Origin of the sequence: Xanthomonas arboricola (genome assembly GCF_002940665.1) — a bacterium.
In the GTDB taxonomy this organism is placed as follows: Bacteria; Pseudomonadota; Gammaproteobacteria; order Xanthomonadales; family Xanthomonadaceae; genus Xanthomonas; species Xanthomonas arboricola_B.
Window position 1 is genome coordinate 913,342 of sequence record NZ_MIGY01000002.1, and the last position, 8,979, is coordinate 922,320.

An 8,979-nucleotide genomic window follows, 5' to 3' on the forward strand; every position below is an offset into this window, starting at 1 on the left:
CTTTGCCACTTAGGGATGTACCGAATGCTGAAGTCTCTGTTGAGGGTCAAACCGATCGAGCCCGCTGGACATGTCGACGGGGGCGAACCGGTCGAAGGCAGCCTGCAGGGCGAAGCCACCCTGCAACGCACCCTCACCGCCAAGCACCTGATCATGCTCGGCATCGGCGCGGTGATCGGCGCCGGCATCTTCGTGTTGACCGGCCAGGCTGCGGCCAACCACGCCGGCCCGGCGGTGATGCTGTCCTTCGTGTTCGCCGGCATCGCCTGTGCATTCGCCGGCCTGTGCTACGCAGAGTTCGCGGCGATGATGCCGGTGTCCGGCAGCGCCTATTCGTATTCATATGCCACCCTCGGCGAGGGCATTGCCTGGTTCATCGGCTGGTGCCTGGTGCTGGAATACCTGTTCGCCGGCTCCAGCGTTGCGGTCGGCTGGTCCGCCTACCTGATTAGTTTCCTGACCGGCACGCTCGGCTTGCCGTTCCCGGCGGAGCTGGCCGGCGCGCCACTGGCCTGGGACGGCCACAACTTTGTCAGCTCCGGCAACCTCATCAACCTGCCGGCCGTGCTGATCGTGGCGGCGGTGAGCATGCTGTGCTACGTCGGCGTCACCCAGTCGGCATTCGCCAATGCCATCGTGGTGGCGATCAAGGTCGTGGTGATCTGCCTGTTCGTCGGCTTCGGCATCGCCTATATCGACCCGGCCAACTGGCATCCCTTCATTCCGGAAAACACCGGGCCGGGCCAGTTCGGCTGGGACGGGGTGTTCCGCGCGGCATCCATCGTGTTCTTTTCCTATATCGGCTTCGATGCGGTCTCCACCTCCGCCGGCGAGACCAAGGATCCGCAGAAGAACATGCCGATCGGCATCCTGGTGTCGCTGGCGGTGTGCACCGTCATCTACATCATCGTCTGCGCGGTGCTGACCGGCCTGCTGCCCTACACCCAGCTCGGCACCGCCAAGCCGGTGGCCACCGCACTGGAAGCGCACCCGCAGCTGACCTGGCTCAAGACCGCCGTGGAGATCGGCGCGATCGCTGGCCTGTCCTCGGTGGTGCTGGTGATGCTGATGGCGCAGCCGCGCATCTTCTACACCATGGCCAAGGATGGGTTGATGCCCAGACTGTTTGGCAAGGTGCATCCGAAGTTCCATACCCCCTATGTCGGGACGATCTTCGTCGGCGTGGTCGCGGCGCTGCTGGCCGGGTTGATCCCGCTCAGCGTGCTGGGCGAGCTGGTGTCGATGGGCACCCTGCTCGCCTTCGCCACCGTGTGCGCCGGGGTCATGGTGCTGCGTTTCACCAAGCCGGATCTGCCGCGGCCGTTCCGGGTGCCGCTGGCGATGCTGATCTGCCCGCTGGGTGCGCTGGCCTGCCTGTTCCTGTTCTTCCAGGCGTTTCAGGAACACTGGAAGGTGTTTGTGGGCTGGACCATGATCGGCCTGGTCATCTATTTCGGTTATGGCATTCGCCATAGCCGGCTGGCCCGCAAGGCTTGATTGCGAGTCCCTCGCAACAGCCCGCACATCCCGCACACGCCCGCACCGCCACGTGCAGGGATTCAACAGGAACCGCTGCATGTTCAAGCAACTCTGGGCCACCAAACACCCGAACGCCAGCCATGAGGCGGCCGACGGGCTGGGCCTGCAACGCGCACTCGGGCCCTGGGGGCTGACCGCCCTGGGCATTGGGGCGGTGATCGGCGGCGGCATCTTCGTCATCACCGGCCAGGCCGCGGCCGACCACGCCGGGCCGGCGATCATGCTGTCGTTCGTGCTGGCCGCGGTGTGCTGCGCGTTCTGCGCGATGGCCTATGCCGAATTCGCCGCGATGGTGCCGGTGTCCGGCAGCGCCTACACCTATACCTATGCCACCTTCGGCGAACTGGCAGCCTGGTTCATCGGCTGGATGCTGGTGCTGGAGTATGGCGTCTCCGCCTCGGCGGTGGCGGTCAGCTGGACCGGCTATTTCCTCAGTCTGCTGGAGCATTTCGGCATCCACCTGCCGGCCGCCCTGGTCAGCGCGCCACTGGACGGCAAGCTGCAGCGCACCGGCGCGATCGCCAACCTGCCCGCCGCCGGTATCGTGCTGTTGCTGACCTGGTTGTGCTACGTGGGCATCCGCAAGTCGTCGGCGATGAACATGGCGATGGTGATCCTGAAGACCGGGCTGATCCTGCTGGTGATCGCGGTGGGCTGGAAGTATGTGGATACCGCCAACTGGCACCCGTTCATTCCGGCCAACGAAGGCCCGGGCAAGTACGGCATGGAAGGCGTGCTGCGCGGCGCGGCGATGGTGTTCTTCGCCTATATCGGCTTCGAGGCGGTGTCGGTGGCGGCGCAGGAGTCGCACCGCCCGCAACGCGACCTGCCGATCGGCATGATCCTGTCGCTGGTCATCTGCACCGTGCTCTACATCGCCATGGCGGCGGTGATGACCGGGCTGGTGCCCTACACCCTGCTCGGCACCGACGAGCCGGTGGTGACCGCGGTGGCGGCGCATCCGCAGCTGGCCTGGTTGCGCGTGGTGGTGGAAGTCGGCGCGCTGATCGGGCTGTCGTCGGTAGTGCTGGTGATGATCATCGGCCAGCCGCGCATCTTCATGATCATCGCGCGCGACGGGCTGCTGCCGTCGATCTTCACCCGTATCCATCCGAAGTACCGCACCCCGCACGTCAATACGGTGATTACCGGCGTGGGCATCGCCCTGCTGGCAGCGGTGTTCCCGCTGGATGTGCTGGGCGAGTTGACCTCGATGGGGACGCTGATCGCCTTCGCCGCGGTGTGCGCCGGCGTGCTGATCCTGCGTCGTACCCACCCGGAACTGCCGCGTCCGTTCCGCATGCCGGTGGCCTGGCTGATCTGCAGCGCCGGCGTGTTGAGCTGCCTGGCCCTGCTGTCGGCCATGACCCTGCATAACTGGATGTTGATGGGGGGATGGACGCTGGTCGGGCTGGTGGTTTATTTCGGCTACGGTTACCGCCACAGCCGTCTGCGCGAGGGTCGCTGAGCATATCCGTGGTTTGAGCGGATGGTAGAACGCCTGCGCGTTGGTCTATCGCAGAGCGGCTGATCTGGGCGGGCTGATCTGTAGCTTGGTTGGTGGGTGCTGGTCTGAGGCTTGGCTGCAGGGCCCTTGCCCGCCCACCATCGCAGGACACGCCGCAAGTACGTCCATGTAGGCTCTTACGCGGCATCCATGCCGCGTAAGGTCCCGCGACGGTGGGCGGGCAAGGACCTGTCGAGATAGTCGTACGCAGGGTTGCGAGCAGAGCATGCAGTGTGTTGCTCGGATAGCATCGCTTCCGATCCGGTTCCTGATTCAACCCGAGCAACAAGCAGCTTTCACAAGACCACCGATTCACTCTCTGGTGCGGTGTCCTCGCCGATTGCGGGACCGTGTGGCGGCATGGATGCCGCAACCGAGCCTACATGGACGTACTTGCGGCGTGTCCCGCAGGCGGTGAGGGCACCGCGCGCTCGACCGACCAGGCATTTGACCTGGCCTTCTGACTGCATCCAACAACAGACGACTGACGAAACCACCGCGCTCACTGCCATGCGCGCGCTCCTCACGTTTTGTAGGCCGATCTGGGTACTGGCGTGGCGGGAACAAAACCCTGCTGCGCTGCACCTGACCGTAATCCGGCGGGGCAGTAGAATAGGTCCATGAATGCGACCACTGCCCCCCTGCCCTACAGCGCTGCGCGTCTGCACGAGCTGGCGCACCTGCTGATCGGCAACATCCGCGAGCTGGCCCAGGCCGGCTGGACGCCGGCCACCAGCAGCAATTTCTCCCATCGCCTGGACGAACAGCACGCGGCGATCACCGTGTCAGGCCGCGACAAGGGCCGCCTGGTCGAAGAAGACATCATGGTGGTGGACTTCGACGGCCTGGCGGTCGGCCGTCCGTTGCGCCCGTCCGCAGAAACGCTGCTGCACACCCAGCTGTATCGCCGCTTTCCGGAGATCGGCTGCGTGCTGCACACGCACTCGCCGGTGCAGACCGTTGCCTCGCGGCTGTACGCCGGCAGCGGCGTGATCCGGCTGGAAGGCTATGAGCTGTTGAAAGCCTTCGAAGGCAACACCACGCATGAAACGGCAGTGGACGTGCCGGTGTTCGCCAACACGCAGGACATGCAGGTGCTGGCTGCGCAGGTCGAGGCCCTGCTGGACAAACAGAGCCTGTGGGGGTATCTCATCGAAGGGCACGGACTGTATGCCTGGGGCCGCAACATGGCCGAGGCACGCCGTCATCTGGAGGCCTTCGAATTCCTGCTGCATTGCGAACTCGAGCTGCTGAAGCTGCGCGGCCCGCGCTGAGCCCTCGCCACCTCCCCCTTTCCTTGTGAGCCAGATCGCCATGAGCCGACTTCGCATCTACAACGATTCCGATCCCAACCTGCCACAACTCGATAGCCGCGACAGCGAGCAGATTGCCGCCGAGCTGAGCAAGATCGGCGTGACCTTCGAGCGCTGGAAGGCCAATCAGCCCATCGAGCCGGGCGCATCACCCGAGCAGGTGATGGCCGCCTACCGCGAGGATATCGAGCGACTCAGCGCCGAGCGCGGGCTGAAGACCGTCGATGTGGTCAGCATCGCGCCGGACAATCCCAAGCGCGAGGAAATGCGCGCCAAGTTCCTGGACGAGCACTTCCACAAGGAAGACGAGGTGCGCTTCTTCGTCGCCGGCTCGGGCCAGTTCACGCTGCACGTGGACAACAAGGTCTACGAGATCGAATGCGTGAAGGACGACCTGATCGCGGTGCCCGACAGCACCCTGCACTGGTTCGACATGGGGCCGGAGCCGCACTTCGTGGCGATCCGCTTCTTCACCGAGCCCGATGGCTGGGTCGGCCACTTCACCGGCACCGAGATCGCCCAACAATTCCCCCGCTACGCCCCCGAGAAACCTCCAAAGGCCAGCTGACGATGACACGACCGCAAGCGATCCTCACCGATATCGAAGGCACCACCAGCAGCATCTCGTTCGTCAAGGACGTGTTGTTTCCGTATGCGCGCCGCGCCATGCCGGCCTACGTGCAGGAGCACGGCGGTCACCCGCAGGTGCGGCACTGGCTCAATCAGGTGGCCGACGAAATCGGCGAGGACGTGCCGGACGAGGTCCTGGTCAGCACCCTGCAGACCTGGATCGACGAGGATCGCAAGCACACCGCACTCAAGGCCCTGCAGGGGATGATCTGGAGCGACGGCTACAGGACCGCCGACTTCACTGCGCACATCTATGCCGATGCGGCGATCCAGCTGCAGGCCTGGCACGCGGCCGGCATCCCGCTGTACGTGTATTCGTCCGGCTCGGTGCCGGCGCAGAAGCTGTTCTTTGCCCATAGCGATGCCGGCGACCTGAGCGGGCTGGTCAGCGACTGGTTCGATACCGAGGTCGGCCCCAAGCGCGAGAGCGCCAGCTACCGCCGCATCGCCGAACGCATCGGCGTGCCGCCGGGCGAGATCCTGTTCCTGTCGGACGTGATCGAGGAGCTGGACGCCGCCAAGCGTGCAGGCATGCGCACTGCGTTGCTGGACCGTCTCGAGGACTACCCCACCCCACGTTCGGCCGACGAGATCGGCAGTCACCAGCGCGTGGAGAGTTTCACCAAGCTGGCGCTGTAAGCGCGGTAGACAACCGACTGCGCTCACCCTCGGGTGAGCGCAGTCGTTATTCGGTGCTGCATGCGCTCCTGATAGGTTGCGGTCCAAGCACGCCGTCCGCACCTGCCCGGCGGCATGTTCGCGCGGCGCTTGCAGGCTTGGGTCAGCGGGCCTCGACGATGCGGATGGGCGCGGCCTGGCATGCAAGGCCTGCTGCACGCCACGTGCTCTGCAAGATGTGCTTGACGCGGATCGATGGACGTTGTGCAGCGTCATGGCCTGTGTTGCGATTACTGCGCCTGCGCGCTCCACCCGTTCTCCCAGACCTCGGCGTTTGTCATGTCGCTGCATTCCCCCTTCGGACTGAACGCCTTGCTGCGGCGCCTGTCCTTGTTGATCGTCATCGTGGCCTTGATGGCCGGCTGTCATCCCGATGCCGGTGCCGCACTGCCGAACCAGGCGGCAGGCAAGGATGAGGTCGACCCGGTCGATCAGACTGCGCTTGCGCAGGCATTGAACGCGCTGCAGCCGCAGCGCCCCGGCGTGACCGACCTGTATGTGGTCGGCTTCGCCGGCGATGCCAGCGACGAGGTGTTTCGCAACGAGACGCTCTACCTCAGGCAGCTGTTCGAACAACGCTTCGATGCACGCGGCCGCGTGGTGACGCTGGTCAACAACCCGGACAATCTGGGCGAGCAGCCGTACGCGCCGCTGGCGACCTACGACAACCTCTACGACACGCTCGCCGCAATCGGCAAGCGCATGGATCGCAAGGAAGACGCGCTGCTGCTGTTCGTCACCACCCATGGCACAGAGGACCACACGCTGTACGTGCAGGTGGACCAGAACGAGGAGGACTTCATCAGCCCGCAGGATCTGCGCCAGGCATTGGACGATGCCGGCATCGGCAATCGCATCATCGTGCTGTCGGCGTGCTACTCGGGCGGCTTCATTCCGGCGCTGCGTTCGCCGGACACGCTGATCCTCACCGCCGCGCGTGCAGACCGGCCCTCGTTCGGCTGCGGCAACACCTCCAACGCGACCTACTTCGGCCAGGCCTGGCTGATCGATGCGATGAACCGCAGCGACGACCCGCTGGCCGCGTTCGATATGGCCAGGACAGCGATCACTGCGCGCGAGCAGCAGGAAGGCGAACTGCCGTCGTTGCCGCAGCAGTCGCTCGGCAAGCGCATCGCGCCGGTGCTGGCACGCTGGCGTGCAGGCCTGCATGCAGGCCCGGCCGTGGCCTACCCGTATCCGCCGCTGGAAACCGCTCCGGACGCCGGGCAGGATCTAGATCCAGAAGCAGATTCCGAGACGAAGTCGCTGGACAGCCCGATCAAGGCCAAGGTGCCGGCCGCAGCCGCCAGCCCACGCAAACCGTCGCCCGTGCCGGCACCAGCGACACCTTGACGATCGCCACGCGCTGAGACTAATTCTCATTTCGTCAGCGCTTGCGCAGCCTCGCTACACTCGCCCGGCCAGCCAGCGCACGCCAGCCAGCATTGATCCCCGCCAGCGCGCCATCGCCTGCCAGCCCGGATCCCAAAACGCCTCCCTTGTGGAGGCGTTTGTGTATCCGGCGATAGGGTTCAAGCGTGGTCCATGACGCGAACGAATCGACAGGACACCGCAGGGCCGCATGCATGCGCGACGGACTCCACACCGGAGCCCTCGCACCACGCACGCCTCCCCATCAGGGATCGGCGCGCTGCAAGCGATACACCGTGCGTGCGCCGTACTGCCCGGTCGGCAGCGATGCGCGCACGTCCACCGCATGCTCGCCCACCTCCAGCGTGGTCGGCAACGCGCCACGCCACAGATGCGTGGACGGCGTGGCCTCGGGCGAGCGGTCGTAGCCGCGCAATTGCTCGGCCGCATCGTCGCGCACGTTCTCGGCCAGCAGGCGCGGATCGGCGCGCTCCACCCGCTTCATCGGCTGCCATGCGCCATTGTCGATGCGCATCTCGACGAGGGTGTCGTCCTGGCCCATGAAGACGTTGGCGTAGATCCCCCAGGCCGCGTACGCGCCCTGGCGCAGCACCTTGGGCGCATGCAGCAGCAGTTGCGCGTCATCGGCCGAGCGTGCGACGTGATAGGCCAGCGTGTAGTCGCCGCCGGGCGCCACCTGCAGCACCGCGTACCCGTTGGGCGTGCCGTCGCTCATCGTCGCGTCGGGAATGCCGTCGGCATCCTTGGCACCGGACCAGAACGCACCGCAGGCCGCGCCGACGTTGTATTCGTGCAGCGGGCGGGCGCCCTGCCAACCTTCGTCGGCGCCGTGATCGACCTGTCGCTGGGTATGGCTGTGTGCGCTGAGCACCAGCACATGCGGAACATCCTTCAACAAGGCGAACAGGCGGCGACGATCGGCATGCCGGAAGGTCTCCTGCCCCGGCGCCGCGTCGAACAGCGGAATATGCATGCCCAGCACCAGCAGCCGCTCGCGCGGCAGCTGCGCCAGATAGGCCTTCAGGAACGCGAACTGGTCCTCGCGCAGGCCGCCCACATAGGCCGGTTTGCCGCCTGGCGTATAGATCACATCGTCCAGGAACACGAAGCTGGCATTGGCCTCTTCCACCGCATAGGTGTCCGGGCCGTAGACGGCACGCCAGCTGTCGAGCGAATGCGCATCGTCGCCCGCGTCGAGATTGAGATCGTGATTGCCCGGCACATGGAACCACGGCACGCCCAGCTGGGTGGTGACTTTGTTCAGGGCCGGGTACAGGCTCAGATCGTCGCTGACGATATCGCCCAACGTGGTGCCCAGCCTGGCCGAGGTCTTGCCGACGATCGGTGCCACGATATCGCGCTGGTAATAGCCCACGTCGGTCAGGCTGGCGGTCTGACTGTCGGCAAACACCAGCATCTGGAAGCCCTGCTTGCCGGCACTGGCGCGCGGGGTCAGCGCGAAATCCCAGTGCCGCGTGTTGCGCCCGGTCGCTGTGATGCCTGGGTAGTTGCGCTTGGCCGAGCCCTTGGGCGCGTAGTGACGCCAGAAACCCGGCAGTCCGTCGGCGGCTGGCACGAAGCTGCGCTCGCCCGGTTTGATCACGAACACCGTCTGCCCGTCGCGCACCGGCAGGCGGTAGCGGCCTTGCGCGTCGGTACGCACCAGCTGCTCGCCGTTGGAGACGGTGACATCGGCAATGCCGGGCTCATCGGCGCTGCGCCCGGCACGCCCGTCGCGTTCTTCGTAGACGGTGCCGTCGACCACGGCATCGCGCGCGTACGCGCTTCCCGCGAGCACACCCAGGGCCAACAGAGCGAAGCGAAGCTGCATGCGTTTTCCCGCGCGAAGATCGGCGGAAATTGTACCCGCCCTCGCCAGGCGCACGGCGCGAAAGACACGCCGACACATTCCGTAGGAGC

7 protein-coding genes are annotated in these 8,979 nt (G+C 65.7%); 6 read left to right on the forward strand and 1 reads right to left on the reverse strand.

From position 1 onward, the window contains the following. The first annotated feature begins 24 nt into the window (after positions 1-24). From XarjCFBP7645_RS11080 to XarjCFBP7645_RS11110, 6 genes are all read left to right on the forward strand, one after another. The gene (locus XarjCFBP7645_RS11080) at positions 25-1,497 is read left to right on the forward strand and encodes an amino acid permease (protein ID WP_026064795.1); all 1,473 of its coding nucleotides are present in this window, start codon (positions 25-27) and stop codon (positions 1,495-1,497) included. 79 nt (positions 1,498-1,576) lie between these two features. Further along, the gene (locus XarjCFBP7645_RS11085; protein ID WP_104537522.1) at positions 1,577-3,007 is read left to right on the forward strand and encodes an amino acid permease; all 1,431 of its coding nucleotides are present in this window, start codon (positions 1,577-1,579) and stop codon (positions 3,005-3,007) included. 659 nt (positions 3,008-3,666) lie between these two features. After that, complete coding sequence (locus XarjCFBP7645_RS11095; RefSeq protein ID WP_104537523.1) at positions 3,667-4,320, forward strand: methylthioribulose 1-phosphate dehydratase; 654 nt, start codon at positions 3,667-3,669, stop codon at positions 4,318-4,320. A 40-nt stretch (positions 4,321-4,360) separates the two neighbouring features. Beyond that, positions 4,361-4,927 (forward strand): 1,2-dihydroxy-3-keto-5-methylthiopentene dioxygenase, encoded by a 567-nt coding sequence (locus tag XarjCFBP7645_RS11100; RefSeq protein WP_104537908.1) that lies wholly within the window; start codon positions 4,361-4,363, stop codon positions 4,925-4,927. Between the two features lie 2 nt (positions 4,928-4,929). Next, a complete protein-coding gene (gene mtnC, locus XarjCFBP7645_RS11105; RefSeq protein ID WP_104537524.1) occupies positions 4,930-5,628 on the forward strand; it encodes an acireductone synthase in 699 nt (232 codons plus the stop codon). A 318-nt stretch (positions 5,629-5,946) separates the two neighbouring features. Beyond that, positions 5,947-7,020, forward strand: coding sequence for a C13 family peptidase (locus XarjCFBP7645_RS11110; RefSeq protein WP_104537525.1), 1,074 nt, complete (start codon positions 5,947-5,949; stop codon positions 7,018-7,020). Between the two features lie 283 nt (positions 7,021-7,303). On the opposite strand, the gene XarjCFBP7645_RS11115 is transcribed toward XarjCFBP7645_RS11110, so the two are convergent. Further along, positions 7,304-8,890: a calcineurin-like phosphoesterase C-terminal domain-containing protein gene (locus XarjCFBP7645_RS11115; RefSeq protein ID WP_104537526.1), complete on the reverse strand. Its 1,587-nt coding sequence runs from the start codon at positions 8,888-8,890 to the stop codon at positions 7,304-7,306. Positions 8,891-8,979: the final 89 nt, after the last annotated feature.

Excerpts from the sequence above, each read along its gene's own strand:
- XarjCFBP7645_RS11110 (WP_104537525.1), top strand. The coding sequence starts at position 5,947 with ATGTCGCTGCATTCCCCCTTCGGACTGAACGCCTTGCTGCGGCGCCTG.
- XarjCFBP7645_RS11085 (WP_104537522.1), top strand. The coding sequence starts at position 1,577 with ATGTTCAAGCAACTCTGGGCCACCAAACACCCGAACGCCAGCCATGAG.
- XarjCFBP7645_RS11080 (WP_026064795.1), top strand. The coding sequence starts at position 25 with ATGCTGAAGTCTCTGTTGAGGGTCAAACCGATCGAGCCCGCTGGACAT.
- XarjCFBP7645_RS11095 (WP_104537523.1), top strand. The coding sequence starts at position 3,667 with ATGAATGCGACCACTGCCCCCCTGCCCTACAGCGCTGCGCGTCTGCAC.
- XarjCFBP7645_RS11100 (WP_104537908.1), top strand. The coding sequence starts at position 4,361 with ATGAGCCGACTTCGCATCTACAACGATTCCGATCCCAACCTGCCACAA.
- XarjCFBP7645_RS11115 (WP_104537526.1), bottom strand. The coding sequence starts at position 8,890 with ATGCAGCTTCGCTTCGCTCTGTTGGCCCTGGGTGTGCTCGCGGGAAGC.
- mtnC (WP_104537524.1), top strand. The coding sequence starts at position 4,930 with ATGACACGACCGCAAGCGATCCTCACCGATATCGAAGGCACCACCAGC.